This is a genomic window from Algibacter lectus, from assembly GCF_004368925.1.
GTDB classification, from domain to species: domain Bacteria; phylum Bacteroidota; class Bacteroidia; order Flavobacteriales; family Flavobacteriaceae; genus Algibacter; species Algibacter lectus.
Window position 1 is genome coordinate 1,668,249 of the sequence record NZ_SORL01000007.1, and the last position, 19,692, is coordinate 1,687,940.

Sequence of the window (19,692 nt, forward strand, 5' to 3'; positions counted from 1 at the left end):
AACAATTAATATGCCATTTATATGGCTTCTGCAATTTTTTATGAAAGGTAATTATTTTTTAGATAATACTATACATTTTCTATTCGGCAAAGGCATTCATTTTTTCGGGCGTTTCCCTTCGGGGCAGGCTTTCACTACTCGCTCCCTCCTATGGTCGGGGAGCTCAAACAAGCCGTTCAATCCTTAACGCGGGGCTTTTTATTGATTTATTTATCAATTTCAAACAAAGTTTATGTCATTCACACTAAAATTTCATAAACCAAAAAAGACCATCTAAAAATTTTAGATGGTCTTTTAAAAATATATGTTTTAAGATTTATTCTCCTAAAAATGGGTAACGGTAATCTTTAGGTGTTACAAACGTTTCTTTTATCATTCTTGGTGACACCCAACGTAATAAGTTTTGTGCACTTCCAGCTTTATCATTAGTTCCAGATGCTCTTGCGCCTCCAAATGGTTGCTGTCCTACAACGGCACCGGTTGGTTTATCATTAATATAGAAGTTTCCTGCCGCATTTTGTAAAGCTTCAGTTGCCTGAGTTACTGCATATCTATCGGTAGATAAAATAGCTCCAGTTAATGCATAATCACTTGTTTCATCAACTAACTTTAATGTTTCCGCGTAAGCGTTATCCTCATACACGTAAATAGTAATTACAGGGCCAAATAGCTCTGTACTCATAGTTGTATATTTAGGGTTTGTTGTAAGTATAACAGTTGGCTCTATAAAGTAACCTTTGCTTTTATCATAACCTCCACCAACAATAATTTCTGCATCAGCATCTGCTTTAGCCTGATCAATATATTTAGCTAATTTATCAAAAGAACCCTCGTGAATAACAGCAGTAATAAAGTTACTCATATCTTCTGGAGAACCCATTTTAAAAGAGTTTACATCTTCTATCACAAAATTCTTTACATCACTCCATAAACTTTTTGGAATGTAAGCACGAGATGCCGCACTACATTTTTGACCTTGAAATTCAAATGCTCCACGAACAATTGCCGTTGCAACTTGCTTAGCATTTGCCGATTTGTGAGCTACAATAAAATCTTTCCCTCCTGTTTCTCCAACAATTTTTGGGTACGTTTTATAAGTATGGATGTTATTCCCTATTTGTTTCCAAAGTTCTTTAAATACATAAGTAGAACCTGTAAAGTGTAATCCAGAAAAATCTGGACTAGCCAATACCGTATCTGTAATCATTACCGGATCTCCAAAAACAACGTTAATAACGCCAGCAGGAACACCTGCTTCTTTAAACACATCCATAATAACTTTTGCAGAATACACTTGGCTATCACTAGGTTTCCAAACTACAACGTTCCCCATTAATGCCATACAAGCTGGTAAATTTCCAGCAATTGCAGTAAAGTTAAATGGTGTTACAGCATATGTAAAACCTTCTAGTGGGCGATACTCAACACGGTTCCAGGCATCACTTGTGCTTTCTGGTTGCTCCATGTAAATATCCGACATAAACTGTACGTTAAAACGTAAAAAGTCGATAAGCTCACAAGCTGCATCAATTTCTGCTTGGTATATGTTTTTAGATTGCGCAATCATGGTTGCAGCATTAATTTTAGCTCGGTATGGACCTGCTATTAATTCGGCAGCCTTTAAAAAGATTCCTGCACGTTGCTCCCAAGGTAGTAAACTCCATGTTTTTCTAGCTTCTAAGGCAGTAGCAATAGCATCATCAATATGTTTTTGCTCTGCTACGTGATAAGTTCCAACCACATGTTTGTGATCGTGCGGAGGAGACATTGTTCTGGTGTTACCCGTTTCAACGTCCTCACCGTTTATGTACAAAGGAACGTCCACTTTACTATTAAACATTGTTTTATAAGCCTCTAAAACTTCCGCTCTTTCAGGACTTCCTGGTGCGTAAGATTTTACAGGTTCGTTAATAGCAACTGGCACGTTAAAAAAGCCTTTTCCCATGATTTTCTATTTTTCGTTATTGAATATTCAGTAAATACACGACAAATCTAATAATTTTAAAATGATTTTCAAGATACAAAGACTCATAAAACATCATTAATTTATAATAAATTATTATAACTGCTTTAACTAATTATCCAAATCGTTTGCTCCCCATTCATCTAAACTTCTCAAAATATTTTCTAAAGATTTTCCGCGCTCACTTAATGTATATTCCACTTTGGGTGGCACTACAGGATATACTTTTCTAATAACGAGGCCATCTTTCTCTAATTCGCGAACCGTTTGTGTAAACATTTTATTAGAAATACCAATAATCTGTTTCTGTAAAACCCCAGAACGCAATGCACCTTCTAAAAGATGAAATAATATTAATGGTTTCCATTTTGTACCAATTAAAGTCATGGTATAATTAAGAGGGCAATAATTATTTTTATTCATTTTAAAACATAATCAATTATAAATCATTATTTTACTCCTTTTAGTAACTATACTACTTTTTAGTAAGTTATTGCCAGATTGGCAAATATAACCTTAGTTTGCATAATAAAACTTTGAATTATGACTTTAAATAAAAATTATCCAAAATCGTTTTCACACATCGGAATCACGGTTCCGGATATAAAAAAAGCAGTACAATTCTACTCAGAAGTTATGGGTTGGTACATTATCATGGAACCTTCTGAAGTAAAAAAAGAAAGCGATACAGCCATCGGGCAAATGTGTATTGATGTTTTTGGTGAAGATTGGGAAACCTTTGAAATCGCACATTTATCTACATCTGATGGTATTGGCATCGAACTTTTTTGCTTTCCGCATGGCGTAAAAGAAGCTCCAGAATTTAGTCCTTTCAATACAGGATTGTTTCATTTTTGCATACAAGACCCTGACATTGAAACACTAATAGATAAAATTGTAAAAAACGGCGGTAAACAAAGAATGCCTATTCGCGAATATTATCCAGATGATAAACCTTATAAAATGTGCTATGTAGAAGATCCTTTCGGAATTGTTTTTGAAATATACACACATAGCTACGAATTAACTTATTCTTCGGGAGCTTACTCCAAATAATTTCTAGTTATACAAGGGCGTAAAAGTCTACTTTAGTCTCTAAAACCGATTTTTGACTTTCTAAATTTTAAATTTTGAAACATTTTTTCGTAAGTTGCCAATCGGTTTTCAGACTATAAATTTATGTGTACAGTAACTATTTTCCCAACTGAGAATAACGACTTTGTTCTAACCTCTAATAGAGATGAAGCTCCAAATCGTATTTCTCTTCAACCCGATTTTTATAGCGTTGAAAACACCACCCTTTTATTCCCCAAAGATAAATTGGCTGGCGGAACATGGATTGGCGCAAGTGAAAAAAACCGACTTATTTGCGTACTCAATGGTGGTTTTACAATTCATGAAAGAAGAACGGAATACAGAATAAGCCGTGGTGTAGTTGCTAAAGATTTTTTAGTTGCCGACAATATTGAAATTTGTATTGAAAACTACAACTTCGAGGATATTGAACCTTTTACTATTGCAATTTCCGATTGGAATTCTAATTTAAAATTTTACGAACTCGTTTGGGATGGTAACACTAAACATTTTACACAACTACCTTTAGAGCCAAAAATTTGGTCGTCGGCCACGTTATACAATCCCTCCATGAAAACCGAACGTTTACAATGGTTTAACGACTATAAAAAAGAAAACGTATTAACTTCGGAATCTATTTTAACGTTTCATAAAACGGCGGGTAAAAACAATATGGATTATGGTACCGTAATGGACCGAGGTACAGTAAAAACCACAAGTATTACACAAGTAAAAAAAACAAATAGCAACGTAAGTATGCGTTACGAAAGTTTACAAAACCAAACTATTTCTACCAAAACATTAAAAACACCTCAAATAGTTAATGGATAATACCGGAATTATTTTAACACTCGCCTACCCTGACACCATTGTTATGGTTTCCGATGAATGGTTTTCTCCATTTTTAAGATTTGTAGGGGTTGGAAAAAAGAATTATTTGCGTGCTGGTCATGCTGCTTTAGTTTTAATTGAAAAAGAAACAGGTGTTCTAGAATATCACGATTTTGGACGTTACATAACCCCAGAACCCAACGGACGTGTTCGAGGTAGAGATACTGATAACGAATTACATTTCCCGCTAAAAGCAGAGATTAAAGATGATAAAATATTGAATTTAGACGAAATTTTAAAGTTTTTAGCCACACACCCTAAATTAACTCATGGAGAGGGTAATTTGATTGCCTCGGTTTGTAATGTTATAGACTACAAAAAAGCAAGAACGTTTATTACCAACATGCAAAACGAACATTTTATTCGTTATGCAGCCTTTATTAAAAATGCTAGTAATTGCGCTCGTTTTGTTTGCGATGCTTTAATTGCCTCTGTTACAGAACCAAAAATGCAAAAAAATATAGAAAACTCGAAGTGGTTTACACCAAGTACGGTTGGCAATGTGCTACTAGCTAATACAGGACCGCATGTTTTTAAAGTATCGGAAACTGGTAAAATTTCAGAATTTAAAGGTTCGCAAAAGAGTGAAAATTTACGTTGTTTTTTAGATAAACTTAAAGATCATAAAGTAAACCTCATTGGTACTTTAAATCCCAAACCAGTTAGCTGTACACATCAAAAGGCGCAATGGTTATCTGGCATTGCTGCTGGAGCATGGTTTGAACTGCATGAAACGAAAAATGCTTTAAACTATAGATTTAGGCGTGTTTCTCCTTACGGAAATATAGATGTAGACGCCTTTTTTAAAATTGAAAATGAAGGGTTTAATTTTAATCAAACTTTTGAATTTGTGCCTTATTCTAACTGTAAATTCTTTCATATAAAACAAAATGAAACTATTTATAGATTTAACAGAATAGATGACTAAACAGATAGATTTAAAGTTTTAAAACAGCTTCTTTTTGCTTTTGGAACACCTTAATTTTTGGCAACTCAGCAATTGCTAAATCAATATACTTTAAAGCTTTTTCTTTATTTTTTTGATGGGTTTCTATTTGAGCCAATCGGTAATAAGCCCAAGCTTTTGGCACACCATCTTTCGCAGAATAATGTTGAATATATTGATTTAAACAAGCTTCTCCTTTCTCCAGTTCAACGTTATATTCTGCAGCAACTTTTCCTATTTGGTAGTGTAATGCATTACGCTTATGCTTAGCTTCGGCTTGCTCTATATTTTTTATGGCATCTTCAGGTCTTTTTTCATTTTCATAAAAAGCAGTTAACTTATCAAAACAGTTTAGCGATCCACCTTCGGTTATAGCCATTTTATAAAATTTTTCTGCTAATTTAGGTTCGTCATCATATTCATAAATATAACCTTTAGCCAAATAGCCATCTACTTTAGAAAGCACTTCAAGTTCCTCAGCATATTGTAAAGACTTACTTCTACTTCCGCCTAAAACTCCGGGTAATTGCATGTAGAGCTCTACTAAAGCCCAACGCGTATCAATATGGGTTGCATCTAATTCCGCGGCCTTTAAAAATGCTCCTTTAATATCGCCTATTAATCCTAATGCGGTAAACTTACTTACCGATAGAGCCTTCATACCTAAAGCACCTCCATATTTATAATGATAATTGGCTGTGTTAGGTTTACTTTCAACAAGTTTTTTATAATTATCAATAGCATGATCCCATTGTTTTTGATGTCCATAAACATCTCCTAATAATTCAATCGCTTGCAAATCGTTAGGCGTATTTTCTAAATATTGAATAAGTAAAGGCTCGACTTTTTGATAGTGCTTCTTACGAACGAGCTCTTCAAAATCGGCAATAGGCGATTGAGAAAAGGCCATAATTGGTAATAACAGAAGTATCAAAAATTTATTCATAGATTTTAGTTCGAAAATGCAAAGTTAAACTTTCTGCCTTACTCTAAAAATGGTTAACTTCACTCAATAAACGAAACCGTTCACGCATTGGTATATTTTGGAACGGCTTTTGTTCATATTTTAGAGACAAATTTAATGCAATGAAAAACACACTATCTATATTAATGGTTATATTATTTTCACACTTTTCTTCTGCTCAAAGCCCTAATTACGACAAATTATGGCAAGATGTAGCAAAGTTTGAAGCTGAAGGTTTACCCAAATCGGCTTTAAAAGTGGTTGAAAACATCGAAAAAATTGCCAAAACCAATAAAAACCAAGCCCAAACTATAAAAACTATGCTTTTTAAAAGCAAGTTTGCTATAGTATTAGAAGAAGATGCTCAACTTGATATTATTAACGATTTTAAATCAAACATAGCAACTAGTGAATTTCCTACTAAAAACATCCTAGAGAATGTTTTAGCCAATTTATATTGGCAATATTACAAGCAAAACCGATGGAAATTCTATAACAGAACACAAACCACTGAAAAGGTTGATGCTACAGATTTTAGAACTTGGGATTTACAAACGCTGTTTGATGAAACACACCTACATTTTCAAAATTCGCTAGCAAACGGTTTAATGCTTCAGCAAGAAGATTTAAAACAATTTGCAGCTATTTTAACGGAACAAAAAGATTCTAAAATTTACAGACCAACACTGTTTGATTTTTTAAACCATACAGCTCTAGAGTTTTATAAAACTAATGAAACTCAAATCACCAAACCTGCATATAAATTTGAAGTTAATAACGAAAAACTTCTAAGTGATGCTAAGACTTTCGCTGAATTAACAATAACATCGAAAGATTCTAGCTCGCTACAATTACAGGCTTTAAAAATTTATCAAAACTTAACTCGTTTTCACTTAAAAGACAAATCTCCTTTTGCCTTAGCCGATGTTAATATTGAGCGCTTAAAATTTGTAAACGAACATGCCACTTTTAATAACAAAGAAACCTTACTACTCGATGCTTTAAAAGCAGAAAATAAAGAACATAAAAAACACGAAGTTTCTGGCCTTTATGATTTTGAAATTGCACAAATTTACTACCAACAAAGTAATACCTATAATTCAAAAACAAGCAATACATATAAATGGAAAGCTAAAGAAGCATTAGAAATCTGCGATGCAGTTATCGCTAAGTTTCCCAAAAGTAATGGAGCAGAAAAGTGTGAAGTTTTAAAAGCTATCATTAACCGTACGCAACTTCAGCTAACTAGTGAAGCGTTTTTACCGGTTCAACAAAACGGACGCATTTTTGTACAATACAAAAACTTAAACCATCTTGAATTTAATGCCTATAAAGTAACCGAAAAACAATTTGAAAAATTTCTGACACTTTATAATAGTGACGATCAATGGGATTTTATTAAGCCATTAAAATCTACTAAAACTTGGGAAAGCACATTAAAAAATGAAAACGATTACCAAAGCCACAGCACCGAAGTTTTACTTCCTAAACTAGATAATGGCAGATATCTTCTGGTTGCAACTACTAAAAACGCTAGTGATAAAGATTTTTCATTTTCCAACATTCAAATAACAAACACGGCTTTAATCGAAACCGAATCGCCTGATTTTAAAATTTTTCAATGTATCGATAGAACAAATGGAGCGCCAATAGCCAATGCTTCGGTAGAATTAACATACACAGAAAACTATACAAACAAAATAAAAACCGAGCAACATAAAACAAATAGTTTAGGCCAATTTAAAATTAATAAAAAAAGAGAGCATTGGTACAGAAATGTAAAACTTAAGGTTGAAAGTAATAATGACTTGGCATACTTTGGCGATTATTATATTAATAGAAGTAATACCCAAAACGAAGAAAAAACAACCTATAAATCTTTTTTATTTACAGACAGAAGTATTTACAGACCATCGCAAACCGTATACTTCAAAGCTATTGCTATAAAAAGAGAAAACAATAAATCTGAAGTTTTAGAAAACCAAAACGTCTTGGTTTATCTCTATAACGTTAATGGTGAAAAAGTAAAAGAATTACAACTAAAAACAAACGATTTTGGCTCGGTTGCTGGTGATTTTATTTTACCTAACTCAGGTCTAAATGGCGCTTATTATATTGAAATTAATGCCGCTTCTAACGGCATCAACTTTAGAAACACAGTAGATTTTTCGGTTGAAGAATACAAGCGCCCAAAATTTGAAACTCAATTCACTCCCGTTACAGATACTTATAAAGTAAACGATTTGGTTAAAATAACCGGTAAGGCCTTAGCTTATGCGGGCAGTAATATTACCGATGCCAAAGTAGTTTACACCGTTAAACGCAAAGTGAGATACCCAAGTTGGTATTATTGGTATCGCCCTTATTTTAGCAGCGAAGCTCAAGAAATAACACATGGAGAAACAAAAACTAATGATAAAGGTGAGTTTGAAATTTCTTTTAAAGCACAGCCAGATCAAAGTATTGATAAATCGAGCTTACCAATTTTTAATTATGAAATTACGGCCGATGTTACCGATTTAAATGGAGAAACAAGAAGCGCAACAACAGTTGTTAACGTAGGTTACCATGCTTTAATAGCTAATATTATGGTAAATCCTATTTTAGATAAAACTAAAAAAAACAACCAAATTTCTATAAACACACAAAACCTAAATGGCTCCTTTGTTGACGCCAAAGGTTATATTAAAATTTATAAATTGAATGCTCCAGACTTTGTATTAAGAACAAGGCCTTGGAATGCTCCAGATTATCAGAATTTTACTTTCGAAAATTTTAAAACACTTTTTCCTCACGATGCTTTTCAAGATGAAGATGATTCTAAAAACTGGAAAAAAGGAGATTTAGTTTTTCAAAAGGACTTCAATACAAAAACAGCCAAAACTTTAGAACTAGGAAACATAAAAAAATGGAAATCTGGTCAATATATTATCGTTCTAGAAAGTGAAGATAAATTTGGACAAACCGTTAAAGATGAAGCTAGAACAACCTTATTTAGTGATACTGATAAAACATTAGCCGATAATCAATTATTGAGCGTTTCAGCCAATAAAAATCGATATGACATTGGAGACAAGGCCGTGATAACCTTTGCTTCTTCAGCTAAAAACATCAACCTTACCGTCTCTATTGAAAAGGATGAAAAAATTATTAAAACTGAAATTATACAGCTTAATAACAACAAAAAAAGCATCACAATTCCGGTAACGGAAAATGATTTAGGAGGCTTTACGGTAAACTACAGCTTTGCGGTTTATAATAGCTACCAATCTGGTTCTGTATTTATTTCAGTTCCCTTCCCAAAAACAAATCTAGACATTGAAACCATTACGTTTAGAGATAAACTACAACCTGGCACAGAAGAAAATTGGCAGTTTAAAATTAAAGGTCCAAAAGGCGAAAAAGTAAGTGCCGAAATTTTGGCAAGTATGTATGATGCCTCTTTAGATCAATTTAACTACCATAGTTGGTACTTTAGCCCAATTCAGAATTCTACATACCGAACACGAACTTACAGTCAAGCAAATTCAAGCTTTGGGAATAGCCAATTTAGAGTTTATAACAGCTATACCAATGTTAGATATCCTGTACAATATTATGATCAATTAGATTGGTTTGGCTTTAATTTTGGAAGACAACACCGTAATATATCTATTAGAGGTATGTCTAGCATGGCTAAAAAACGAAGTGGTAGTGTCTCTGGAGTTCACGTCGTTGAAGATCGTATTGAAGCTCCTGAAATGATGATGGAGGAAAGTGAAATGTCTAGTTTAGATGATACCGTTGTTGTTGGGTACGGCACTCAAAAAGAAGTTAATAATACTGAAGCCTCTACCGAGAAACCTAAAGAAATCGATTTTGATGATGTTCAAATTCGTAAAAACCTTCAAGAAACAGCCTTTTTCTTTCCACAGTTAAAAACAGATAAAGACGGAAATATTAGCTTTAATTTCAATACACCAGAAGCTTTAACAAAATGGAAATTACAATTATTAGCGCACACCAAAACCTTAGAAAGCAGCACTAGAACATTAACAACAGTTACCCAAAAGGAATTGATGGTTTCGCCAAATGCACCACGTTTTTTACGCCAAGGCGATGTTATTTCTATCAGTACTAAAATTTCAAACCTTACAGACCAAGTACTTTCTGGTCAGGCTAAGCTAATTTTAACCGATGCCTTAACCGGAAAAGAAATTAACGGAGCATTAGGTATTACTGAAGCTGATAAAACCTTCAATGTAAATGCTGCCGGTAACACACAAGTATCATGGCAACTAAACGTTCCTGATAACATACAGGCTGTGCAATACAAAATTGTTGCTAAAGCGGGCGATTATAGCGATGGCGAGCAAAATGCTTTACCTGTTTTAAGCAATCGCATGTTGGTAACCGAAACTTTACCAATGTGGGTACGTAGCAATGAAACTAAAACATTTGTTTTAGATAAGCTGAAAAACAATAACTCTTCAACTTTAAAAAACCATAAACTTACTCTAGAAGTAACCTCTAATCCTGCTTGGTATGCGGTTCAGGCCTTGCCATACCTTATGGAATATCCATACGAGTGTAACGAGCAAACTTTTAGTCGTTATTATGCCAATGCCCTGGCGAGCCATATTGCAAACTCGAACCCAAGAATTCAGGAGGTTTTTAACCAATGGAAAAATAGCGATGCGTTGCTTTCTAACTTAGAAAAAAATGAAGATTTAAAATCTATTTTAATTCAAGAAACACCTTGGTTACGTGATGCACAAAGCGAAACGGAGCAGAAAAAACGTATTGCTTTATTATTCGATTTAAACAAAATGAATAACGAATTACAATCTGCCGTTAATAAACTAGATGCTAACCAAATGCCGAATGGTGCTTGGTCTTGGTTTAAAGGTGGCCGCGAAAACCGATACATTACACAACATATAATTACAGGTTTTGGCCATTTAAAACAACTTTCTGTTGCAGATGCTAATGAAAAAACTGCCGAAATGGTTTCTAAAGCCATTCAGTTTTTGGATGCTGAATTTATTCAAGAATACAAAGACATTAGAAAGTATGATAAGAATATGGACTTAGATTTAGACCATTTAAGCTATACACAATTGCATTATTTATACATGCGAAGCTTCTTCCCTAATATTAAAAAATCTAAAGAAGTTGAAGAAATCATTAGCTATTATCAAACACAAATTGAGAAATATTGGTTAAGTCGTTCGCTTTATGCAAAAGGTCTAATGTCCTTAATTTCACATAGAAATGATGCGCCTATTATGGCTACCAAAATTTTAAAATCACTCAAAGAAACAAGTATTACTTCGGAAGAACTAGGGATGTACTGGAAAGCTAATACCAACTCTTGGTTCTGGTATCAGGCACCAATTGAAACTCAAGCTTTATTAATTGAAGCCTTTTCGGAAATAGAAAATGATACAGAAACAATTGATAATTTAAAAATCTGGTTACTTAAAAACAAACAAACCAACCGTTGGAAAACCACAAAATCTACAACCGATGCCGTGTATGCATTATTACTGCAAGGTAGCGATTGGTTAAGTGTAACCGATGCTGTTGAAATTGTTTTAGGCGGACAAAAGATTGAACCATCTAAACTTGAAAATGTAAAAGTTGAAGCCGGAACAGGTTACTATAAAACATCGTGGAATACTGCTGAAATTAAACCAGAAATGGGAGACGTTAGTATTTCTAAAAAAGGAGCAGGTATTGCTTGGGGTAGTTTGTATTGGCAGTATTTTGAAGATTTAGATAAAATTACTTCAGCAGAAACACCTTTACAATTGAAAAAGAAATTATTCTTAAAAACAAATACGGATACTGGTGAAAAAATAACGGAAATAACAGAGCAAACCGCTTTAAATGTTGGTGACTTAGTACGTGTACGTATAGAACTTAAAAGCGACAGAGCTATGGAATTTATACATATGAAAGATATGCGAGCAGCAGGTTTTGAGCCCGTAAATGTAATATCTGCTTATAAATGGCAAGATGGTTTAGGCTATTATGAAAGCACGAAAGATGCAAGCACAAACTTCTTTTTTGATTATTTACCTAAAGGCGTTTATGTTTTTGAATACGATTTACGTGTAAATAACTCCGGAAATATGAGCAACGGCATAACCACGATACAAAGTATGTATGCTCCAGAATTTAGTAGCCATAGTGAAGGTGTACGTGTTTTAGTTGACTAGAAGTAATAAAAAAAGTAAGTTAGGTCATTTCGATGTTAGGAGAAATCATATAATGCATATAATCCTAAATTATGTGATGTCTCCATTCGTCGACATGACAACGGAAACTCCAAGTAACTTATAAAACAAAAAAAGCCGCTTCAAGTTTAACACTTAAAGCGGCTTTTATATTATAAATAGAATTATTAATTAAAACTCCAGTTTTTGTAACTACTAGAAGCTTCTAATTTGTTTTCTAAACTATCTTCTAACTCTGGAAAGAAGTCGATTCCTGTAAGTTTTTCAACTTCATCTACAGATACAACAAACTTATATAAGGGTTGTTTAGACTCTACGCTAGGCATTAAAAAAGCAATCATTTTAGTTTTACCCGAATTATTATCGATTAAAACTTTATAAAATTGATTTGGCACTGCTACTTGCTCGTCACCAATGGTTTTCATGTTTCCCTTTAACACTCCTCCTGTTACTACAAAAACGCCATTATATTTACTTGCCCAATATCTAACTTTCTGTTCTAGCGTATTCCATATACCAGCATTAAAATCGTGCTTTTGCGGACTAATATTACTTGTTAAAAACGTTTCATCGTGCGCTTCTTTGCTATAACGTCGGTCTCCAGCAGGACAAAGATGCCCGCGATCGTAACCCGATTTTTTATAATTACGCCAATCTGCTGCGCCTGTTTTTACCGCTTTATCTATTTCAAAATACGGACGTTTAAAATCATTTTTAGATAAATGAGATTTCTTCAATTCATAAGCCACCCATTCAGCTTGTTCATAAGGCTCGCTGTAAGACAGCGAATATCCATCGTGATGCACAATTTGCCCTGTTGTACTGGTTGGCAAAAAGTATTCGTTTGTATCACTCTTAGATGTTCTACCTTCAGTTACAATTTCATTTTTTTCTTCTTCATCTAAAAAATGCTCATATCCATAAATAGCAACCAGAATAACGACGGAAATAACCGATAATAATTTTCTTTTCGTCATTTATTCTAAAATGAATTCTAAAGGCTCTCCAAGTTTAAAATTAGGTGCATTAATATCTAACAACGCTGAAATTGTTGGAGCAATATCTGTAATTTCTGTTCTCTTAACGGTTTTACCATGTTTAATTCCTTTTCCGAAGAATAAAAGCGGCACGTGTGTATCATAATTTAAACCACTACCGTGTGTAGAACCTGTTTTTCCGTAAGATATATATGCTGGGTCTTGAATAACTAAAACATCACCAGAACGTTTTTGATTATACCCATTTTGAAGTAATTTTTCAATACCTATTGTAAAAGAAGCTTTCCCCATTGTTGTTGCTGTGTAAGCTTTGTAAACATTGGTATAATTAATTATTTCGTTAACAATAGCATCTTGCACGTTTTCTAAATCTAAACCTAACGTTTTAATCTTTTCACGATTTAAAAATATTTGATTATTACTTATGTTTTCAATTAAATCATCGGCTTTAAACGTTGTTTTCATAAACGCTTCTAACTCGGTTCTCATAGCTTTATTATTCAAATATCCTGCAGGAATTTTTTTAGACCTCATGTAAGCAGGCACGTTAATAGCCCCGTGATCTGCAGTTAAAAATACGGTGTAATTTCCTTTTCCTACTTCAGCATCTAATCCTTTAAAGAAACGCTCTAAATCTTTATCTAAACGTAAATACGTATCTTCAATTTCTTTAGAATTAACTCCAAAATTATGACCAACATAATCAGTACTAGAAAAACTAACCGTTAAAACATCGGTAAATTCATCTTTACCTAAATCTTCACCAACTAAAGCTGCTAAAGCAAAATCGGCTACTAAACTATTACCATAAGCCGTTGCTTTCAAAATATCATAACCACCATTTTTTCCTTTTAAGGCATCTAAATCGTAAGGAAATGTTGCTGTAGCTTGTCCCTTAAAACCACCTTCAAAATCGTTTAAATCACTACCACTTTCTAAATATGTCTCAATATTATATAATGTATTCCATGGCTTAAGATATGATTTTACAATACCAGATTTATTAAATTTACTTACCCATTTAGGTAATTCATTCATATAAAAAGAACTAGAAATAAAGTTTCCTTCATTTTTTCCTTGAAACCAATATGCTGCATTTGCAGTGTGCCCTGCTGGTAAAATAGCTCCACGGTCTTTTACTGATATTCCTATAGTTTTACCACGCATTTGTGTGAATAACCTATTCTCATCAGCAAATGTTGTGGTTTTCATGCGTTGTGTAGACATTTTTCCTGCATCTGTTTTTGTTCCTATAGAAGAAACAGCATCGTCTTGTGCACAATAGACCATGGTTTTTAATTCTTTATCGTACCAGTTATTAGCGATAATGCCGTGATATTTAGGACTTGTACCCGTAAAAATAGATGCGTGACCAGGCCCTGTATAAGTTGGAATATAATTAAAATGATTGTTTTTACAGTTAAAACCTTCATTCATCATACGCTTAAAGCCGCCTTCTCCATAACGGTCTGCAAATCTTGTTAAATAATCGTAGCGCATTTGATCCACAACAATACCAACCACCAATCTCGGGTTAGTTTCATCAGATTTATTTTGTGCTTTAGAAGATAAACTTAACACAAAAACTACAACTAAAAAGAAAATATTTTTATTCATTATAATGGGTTTAAGCTTCAAAAATACATATTTTAAAAACATGATAATTTAAAATAATCGTTAAATCCCACTAACTTTTTTTACTTTAGCAGTTCAAATTTATATATGACGTACCTACATAATATAGGAGCTTATTTTTTAATGATTGTTGAGATGTTTCGCAAGCCAACCAAATGGAGCGTTATGAAGCAACTAATATTAAAAGATATAGACGATTTAATCATTGGATCTTTAGGCATTGTTGCCTTTATTGCTTTTTTTGTGGGTGGTGTAGTTACCATACAAACCGCATTAAATATTGACAATCCTTTAATTCCAAAATATTTGGTTGGTTTTGCTACCAGACAATCTATTATATTAGAATTCGCCCCCACTTTTATTTCTATTGTAATGGCTGGTAAAGTGGGCTCATTTATTACATCGAGTATTGGTACTATGCGAGTTACCGAACAAATTGATGCTTTGGAAGTTATGGGAATAAACTCATTAAACTATTTAGTATTTCCAAAATTTATTTCTTTAATGTTATATCCGTTTGTAATTTCTATCGCTATGTTTTTAGGAATTCTTGGAGGCATGGCTGCCTGTGTTTACGGTGGTTTTAGCTCATTAGACGATTATATTGTTGGTATACAAATGGATTTTATTCCGTTTCATATTACTTACGCCTTTATAAAAACTTTTGCTTTCGCCTTTATATTAGCAACAATTCCATCTTTTCATGGATATTACATGAAAGGTGGCGCTTTGGAAGTTGGTAAAGCCAGTACAACCGCATTTGTTTGGACTAGCGTTGTTATTATTCTTTTAAATTATTTACTAACCCAAATGTTGTTAAGCGCATGATAGAAGTTAAAGATTTACAGAAATCGTTTGGAGAAGCACATATTTTAAAAGGGATTACAACCACTTTTGAAAAAGGAAAAACAAACTTAATTATTGGGCAAAGTGGTTCTGGTAAAACAGTATTTTTAAAATGCTTATTAGGGCTATTCGATTACGAAGAGGGAAGCATTGCTTACGATGGGCATATATTTTCTAAACTTACAGAAGATGAAAAACGAAACATGCGTGCAAAAATAGGTATGGTTTTTCAAGGAAGTGCCTTGTTTGATTCTATGACTATTGCAGAAAACGTAATGTTCCCGCTACAAATGTTTACCAAACAAAGTAAAAGCGAAATGCAAGATCGTGTAGACTTTGTTTTAAAAAGAGTGAATCTACCAGATGCACATAACAAAATGCCAAGTGAAGCTTCAGGAGGTATGCAAAAACGTGTTGCTATTGCTCGCGCAATTGTAAACAAACCTAGATATTTGTTTTGTGATGAACCCAACTCTGGTTTAGATCCAAAAACAGCTATTGTAATTGATAATTTAATTAAAGAGATTACAGAAGAATATCAAATTACAACCGTAATTAATTCTCATGATATGAATTCTGTGATGGAAATTGGTGAAAAAATTGTGTTCTTAAAAGATGGACTAAAAGCTTGGGAAGGTTCTAAGGAAACCATTTTTAGAACAGATAATGAAGTGGTTACCGACTTTGTATATTCATCTAACTTATTTAAAAAAGTACGTAAAATGTACTTGGAAGAAAATAGCTAAAATCAGTAACCCATTATTTTTATTTTAAAGTTGTTATTCTATCGAATTAATTTCGTTTTAAAATAACACGCTTGGCTTTAAGCTCTTCTTTTAACCAATCGGCAAGTTGCTTTTCTTTTATCACAATCAAACTATCACTTAAAGATTCGTTCCATTTTACAGTGGCAACTTGCAATGTATCTGTGTTTATAAAATCTTTAGACTCTAATGTTTTAGCATAACTAAAATATGTTAAATCGTTAAACCTAACTTTGGCATCACGCGATAAATTGGTGAAAGATATTACGCTACTTCCGCCATTCACTAGGCGAAGTTCTTCTTGTAAAACTTCAATTTCATTTCGTAAACCAGAAATAATATGATCTTTTTCATCTAAATCTCTAATAGCTCTATCATAAGCGTCGGAAATTTTATCAAAACTTCTGTTTTTATTCCCAAAAATCTCTAATTTAAAATCACTGATTTTATCGTATCCTTTAATTTCGTTTAACAAATCGGATTCTGTAGCTTCAGATATTTCACCATTAAAATAAAGTGTGATTTTTTTCTCATCTGAATTTAAGGTTCCGTTTTGAAACCAAAGCTCCTGATTTAGTTTAATTTCATTTGAAATAAAATTATTGTAATCATTCTCAAAACCACTGCTTTTTAAAACTCTTAAGAAAGTAATTGTTGGATAAATCATAACAACCACAGCAACCAACGCTGCAAAACGCGCTGTGCGTCTTCTTTTAGCCGAATTAGCATACTTAAGCATAGGAAATCTAAGAAGCTTAAGCACTATAAATGTTGCCAACGCAATAAAAATAGTATTAATGGTAAACAAGTTCATGGCACCTAAAAAGTAGGTCCAATTTCCGTGTGCTAAACCATAACCCGCCGTACATAAAGGTGGCATTAACGCCGTAGCAATAGCCACACCAAAAATAACCGATGCAATAGTCCCTCTTTTAGTACGTGCAATTATTAATGCTAAACCACCAAAGAAAGCAATAAGCACATCTCGAATATCTGGTTTTACACGACCTAATAACTCTGAGGTTTCTTGATTTCCTAAAGGAAAAAATTTAAAGAATAAAAAAGCCGTTAACAAACTCAAAACAAGCATAGTTGCTAAGTTTATTAACGATTTTCTAAGTGTATCAATATCGTTTATAGCGATGGACATGCCAATACCTAATATTGGCCCCATAAGCGGAGAAATTAACATGGCACCAATTACAACAGCTGTTGAATCGGCATTTAACCCAATGGAAGCGACAAAAATAGAACAAATTAAAATCCATGCTGTAGCTCCTTTAAAAGGAATATCTGCTTTTATAGCCTCAATAGTAGCATCGCGATCGGTATCATCCCTAAAATCTAATAATTCTTTAAAAAACACATAAATGCTTTTAAACAATCCTTCGGCGTCTTTCTTAACGGCCTTTTTTGATTCCTCTACATTTTGATTTTTCTTTGCCTGAACCTCGTCTTCAGAAAAATTGAATTTATTTTCTTCCATTTATATATTAATTAGCAAAACCGCTTAAAATTTAGTTGCTATATTTATCGTTAAGACGCTTTAAAACAAGCTTGATATCTTGCTCTTTACTCTTAGGGTAAATAAGCAAAGCTTCATCATTATCAACAATAATGTAGTCATTTAAACCATCTACAATAACTTGTTTTCCAAGTTTTGTTCTTATCATATTACCTTCAGCATTCTCAACTAAACTATTAGCATTTAAAATAGCATTATTATTACTATCCTTATCTAGTTTATCGTAAAGACTTCCCCAAGTTCCTAAATCGTTCCAGTCAAACTCTGCACCTATCACAAAAACATTTTTAGATTTTTCCATAATGGCGTAATCTACAGATATGTTTTCGGCTTTAGAGTAATTTTCTTTTATAAAATCATCTTCACCATCGGTGTTATAAACAGATATTCCAGACTCAAACAATTGGTATAATTCCGGTTGATTATTTTTAAAAGCATCTACAACGCTTTTTGCACTCCACATAAAAATACCCGCATTCCATAGAAAATTACCTTGACTTATAAAGGCTTTAGCTGTTTCGTAATCTGGTTTTTCTCTAAATTGACTAACAGGTTTAATAACGTTTTCAGAATTTTTATCGAACTCAATATATCCAAAACCTGTGTTTGGAAATGTTGGCTGAATACCAAGCGTCATTAAAGCATCATTTTCTGAGCAATAATTAAATGCTTCTTCTACATTTTTAGAAAAAGTTTGCTCATCTTCAATCCAGTGATCACTTGGTGCCACAATCATTAAAGCATCTGGGTTTTCTTTCTGAATTTTTAAAGATGCATATAAAATACAAGGTGCTGTATTTCTCATTGCAGGCTCTAAAACCACTTGTTTTTGAGTAACTTCTGGAAGTTGTTCTAAAACCAAATCGTTATAACGCTCGTTTGTTAATATGTATATATTTTCCTTTGGAATTAACCTTGATAAACGTTGAAATGTTTTCTGAATAAGCGTATCGCCCGTTCCAAGCATATCATGAAATTGTTTTGGAAAATCACTTGTACTTACTGGCCAAAATCTAGATCCTACTCCGCCTGCCATCAATATGGCATAATAATTATTCTTCATTTCTTAATTTGTTTTTCTAGAAAATCGTAAAATATTCTAGCTTATTATTATTTTGTTTTACTTCTATTTTCAAAAATTAAATAAGTTTAACCTCCGCATTTGGATTAAACAAATATAACCTTCCTGTTTTAATTTCCACACACTCAAATCGTTTTACCCTTTTTTGTCCCATTTTAAAAACCCGACCATTATATAACTCAAACGATTGTCCCAAAGGTATTTCAAAAACATAAGTTTTATCGTTTGGCTCGTCGAATTCCTTTAAAGCTAGGGCTAATACCGTATCTGTGTCGCTAGATGCTTTTGGATTTTTAAAATGTGCTGCTAAAAGTGGTAACAAACTATCCGGAAAAACATCGGGGTTTAAAAAAGGTAACATTAAATTTTTAAACGTACATTTCCATTCTTTCCCATGTGGTTTAATAAATTTTCCGTAACTTTTGTATGTTTCAAAATGGGCTATTTCATGAATAAGGGTAATTAAAAATCGATATTCATTTAGGTTAGAATTTATTGTGATTTGATGCTTACCATGCGGCATTTGTCTATAATCACCGTGGCGTGTTTTACGTTCGTTTTTTATTTTCACCAACAAGTGATCATGCTCTAAAAGTTTTAAAACTCGATTAACAGCATGCTCTGGTATATAACTTTTTAGTAGGTTTTGCATTACGACAAAAATAATAATTGTTAAAACAACACACTTATTAATTACAAGAAAAAAAATAAAACTTAACAATCTAATATCAAACAACCTAAAAGTTTAGATATGTTTTTTTAAGGTTTCCTATATATTAATTCT

14 protein-coding genes are annotated in these 19,692 nt (G+C 33.0%); 6 read left to right on the forward strand and 8 right to left on the reverse strand.

Annotation, left to right across the window (positions count from 1 at the left end; all coding sequences use genetic code 11):
* Positions 1–316: 316 nt before the first annotated feature.
* Entirely contained in the window at positions 317–1,945 is a 1,629-nt protein-coding gene (pruA, locus tag DFQ06_RS07595) for an L-glutamate gamma-semialdehyde dehydrogenase (RefSeq protein WP_133966957.1), read from the reverse strand.
* Between the two features lie 129 nt (positions 1,946–2,074).
* Complete coding sequence (locus DFQ06_RS07600) at positions 2,075–2,386, reverse strand: winged helix-turn-helix transcriptional regulator (RefSeq protein WP_074938147.1); 312 nt, start codon at positions 2,384–2,386, stop codon at positions 2,075–2,077.
* A 120-nt stretch (positions 2,387–2,506) separates the two neighbouring features.
* On the opposite strand from DFQ06_RS07600, the gene DFQ06_RS07605 reads away from it, so the two are divergent.
* The 3 genes from DFQ06_RS07605 to DFQ06_RS07615 all read left to right on the forward strand — a co-directional run bounded on the left by DFQ06_RS07605 (position 2,507) and on the right by DFQ06_RS07615 (position 4,856).
* The gene (locus tag DFQ06_RS07605) at positions 2,507–3,019 is read left to right on the forward strand and encodes a lactoylglutathione lyase family protein (protein WP_133966959.1); all 513 of its coding nucleotides are present in this window, start codon (positions 2,507–2,509) and stop codon (positions 3,017–3,019) included.
* 123 nt (positions 3,020–3,142) lie between these two features.
* Positions 3,143–3,868: an NRDE family protein gene (locus DFQ06_RS07610; RefSeq protein ID WP_133966961.1), complete on the forward strand. Its 726-nt coding sequence runs from the start codon at positions 3,143–3,145 to the stop codon at positions 3,866–3,868.
* A complete protein-coding gene (locus DFQ06_RS07615) occupies positions 3,861–4,856 on the forward strand; it encodes a DUF6695 family protein (RefSeq protein ID WP_133966962.1) in 996 nt (331 codons plus the stop codon). The genes DFQ06_RS07610 and DFQ06_RS07615 overlap by 8 nt, the downstream gene beginning before the upstream one ends.
* A gap of 10 nt (positions 4,857–4,866) precedes the next feature.
* Here the strand turns inward: DFQ06_RS07615 and DFQ06_RS07620 are convergent, their stop codons facing one another.
* Positions 4,867–5,820 (reverse strand): tetratricopeptide repeat protein, encoded by a 954-nt coding sequence (locus tag DFQ06_RS07620; RefSeq protein ID WP_133966964.1) that lies wholly within the window; start codon positions 5,818–5,820, stop codon positions 4,867–4,869.
* 140 nt (positions 5,821–5,960) lie between these two features.
* Between DFQ06_RS07620 and DFQ06_RS07625 the strand changes: the two genes are divergently transcribed.
* Positions 5,961–12,041, forward strand: coding sequence for an alpha-2-macroglobulin family protein (locus tag DFQ06_RS07625; protein ID WP_133966966.1), 6,081 nt, complete (start codon positions 5,961–5,963; stop codon positions 12,039–12,041).
* A gap of 185 nt (positions 12,042–12,226) precedes the next feature.
* Here the strand turns inward: DFQ06_RS07625 and DFQ06_RS07630 are convergent, their stop codons facing one another.
* Positions 12,227–13,036: a DNA/RNA non-specific endonuclease gene (locus DFQ06_RS07630; RefSeq protein WP_133966968.1), complete on the reverse strand. Its 810-nt coding sequence runs from the start codon at positions 13,034–13,036 to the stop codon at positions 12,227–12,229.
* Complete coding sequence (gene pafA / locus DFQ06_RS07635; RefSeq protein WP_074938160.1) at positions 13,037–14,674, reverse strand: alkaline phosphatase PafA; 1,638 nt, start codon at positions 14,672–14,674, stop codon at positions 13,037–13,039. It lies immediately after the preceding gene.
* Positions 14,675–14,779: 105 nt separating this feature from the next.
* Between pafA and DFQ06_RS07640 the strand changes: the two genes are divergently transcribed.
* Together DFQ06_RS07640 and DFQ06_RS07645 are read left to right on the forward strand one after the other, a co-directional pair.
* Positions 14,780–15,520, forward strand: coding sequence for an MlaE family ABC transporter permease (locus tag DFQ06_RS07640; RefSeq protein WP_074938163.1), 741 nt, complete (start codon positions 14,780–14,782; stop codon positions 15,518–15,520).
* Positions 15,517–16,284 (forward strand): ABC transporter ATP-binding protein, encoded by a 768-nt coding sequence (locus DFQ06_RS07645; protein WP_074938166.1) that lies wholly within the window; start codon positions 15,517–15,519, stop codon positions 16,282–16,284. The genes DFQ06_RS07640 and DFQ06_RS07645 overlap by 4 nt, the downstream gene beginning before the upstream one ends.
* A 46-nt stretch (positions 16,285–16,330) precedes the next feature.
* On the opposite strand, the gene DFQ06_RS07650 is transcribed toward DFQ06_RS07645, so the two are convergent.
* The 3 genes from DFQ06_RS07650 to DFQ06_RS07660 all read right to left on the reverse strand — a co-directional run bounded on the left by DFQ06_RS07650 (position 16,331) and on the right by DFQ06_RS07660 (position 19,560).
* Positions 16,331–17,788 (reverse strand): DUF389 domain-containing protein, encoded by a 1,458-nt coding sequence (locus DFQ06_RS07650; protein WP_133966970.1) that lies wholly within the window; start codon positions 17,786–17,788, stop codon positions 16,331–16,333.
* Between the two features lie 31 nt (positions 17,789–17,819).
* A complete protein-coding gene (locus tag DFQ06_RS07655; protein WP_042497264.1) occupies positions 17,820–18,890 on the reverse strand; it encodes a mannose-1-phosphate guanylyltransferase in 1,071 nt (356 codons plus the stop codon).
* 76 nt (positions 18,891–18,966) lie between these two features.
* Complete coding sequence (locus DFQ06_RS07660; protein WP_133966972.1) at positions 18,967–19,560, reverse strand: SprT-like domain-containing protein; 594 nt, start codon at positions 19,558–19,560, stop codon at positions 18,967–18,969.
* Positions 19,561–19,692: the final 132 nt, after the last annotated feature.

Coding starts and splice junctions, on each gene's coding strand:
- pruA (WP_133966957.1), bottom strand. CDS start 1,945: ATGGGAAAAGGCTTTTTTAACGTGCCAGTTGCTATTAACGAACCTGTA.
- DFQ06_RS07600 (WP_074938147.1), bottom strand. CDS start 2,386: ATGAATAAAAATAATTATTGCCCTCTTAATTATACCATGACTTTAATT.
- DFQ06_RS07605 (WP_133966959.1), top strand. CDS start 2,507: ATGACTTTAAATAAAAATTATCCAAAATCGTTTTCACACATCGGAATC.
- DFQ06_RS07610 (WP_133966961.1), top strand. CDS start 3,143: ATGTGTACAGTAACTATTTTCCCAACTGAGAATAACGACTTTGTTCTA.
- DFQ06_RS07615 (WP_133966962.1), top strand. CDS start 3,861: ATGGATAATACCGGAATTATTTTAACACTCGCCTACCCTGACACCATT.
- DFQ06_RS07620 (WP_133966964.1), bottom strand. CDS start 5,820: ATGAATAAATTTTTGATACTTCTGTTATTACCAATTATGGCCTTTTCT.
- DFQ06_RS07625 (WP_133966966.1), top strand. CDS start 5,961: ATGAAAAACACACTATCTATATTAATGGTTATATTATTTTCACACTTT.
- DFQ06_RS07630 (WP_133966968.1), bottom strand. CDS start 13,036: ATGACGAAAAGAAAATTATTATCGGTTATTTCCGTCGTTATTCTGGTT.
- pafA (WP_074938160.1), bottom strand. CDS start 14,674: ATGAATAAAAATATTTTCTTTTTAGTTGTAGTTTTTGTGTTAAGTTTA.
- DFQ06_RS07640 (WP_074938163.1), top strand. CDS start 14,780: ATGACGTACCTACATAATATAGGAGCTTATTTTTTAATGATTGTTGAG.
- DFQ06_RS07645 (WP_074938166.1), top strand. CDS start 15,517: ATGATAGAAGTTAAAGATTTACAGAAATCGTTTGGAGAAGCACATATT.
- DFQ06_RS07650 (WP_133966970.1), bottom strand. CDS start 17,788: ATGGAAGAAAATAAATTCAATTTTTCTGAAGACGAGGTTCAGGCAAAG.
- DFQ06_RS07655 (WP_042497264.1), bottom strand. CDS start 18,890: ATGAAGAATAATTATTATGCCATATTGATGGCAGGCGGAGTAGGATCT.
- DFQ06_RS07660 (WP_133966972.1), bottom strand. CDS start 19,560: ATGCAAAACCTACTAAAAAGTTATATACCAGAGCATGCTGTTAATCGA.